This window comes from Myxococcus sp. CA039A, assembly GCF_013336645.1.
In the GTDB taxonomy this organism is placed as follows: Bacteria; Myxococcota; Myxococcia; order Myxococcales; family Myxococcaceae; genus Myxococcus; species Myxococcus llanfairpwllgwyngyllgogerychwyrndrobwllllantysiliogogogochensis.
Window position 1 is genome coordinate 1 of the sequence record NZ_JABUMQ010000823.1, and the last position, 405, is coordinate 405.

The following is a 405-nucleotide window of genomic DNA, read 5'->3' on the forward strand; positions in this document are numbered from 1 at the left end:
CCCGCCCGGTGGCCCGAGCAGGTAAAGAATCTGTTTGCGCTCTTCAAGACCCTGCGCGGCATGCTTGAAGAAGGAGACGATCTGCTCGATCGTATCTTCCATGCCGTAGAACTCCCGGAAGGCCGGGTAGATCTTGATGACTTTGTTGAAGAACAACCGCGACAGCCGCGGATCGTGGTGAGTGTCCACCAGTTCGGGCTGTCCGATTGCGGTGAGCATGCGCTCAGCGGCGGTCGCGTAGGCGGTCGAGTCTTTTTTGCAGATATCCAGATACTCCTGGATGCTGTACTCGTCCTCTTTGCGTGCTTCAAAACGCGTTGCGTAGTGGCGGAAAATATCCATATCTCCCCCGTAGATTTCTTCCCTACTCCACACCAACAAGCGAGAGCCAGGCTAGTTCTTGCG

At 55.8% G+C, this 405-nt stretch carries 1 pseudogene; it reads right to left on the reverse strand.

Annotation, left to right across the window (positions count from 1 at the left end):
* Window positions 1-342: pseudogene (locus HR086_RS47780) on the reverse strand (PrkA family serine protein kinase); the annotation flags it as partial.
* Window positions 343-405: the final 63 nt, after the last annotated feature.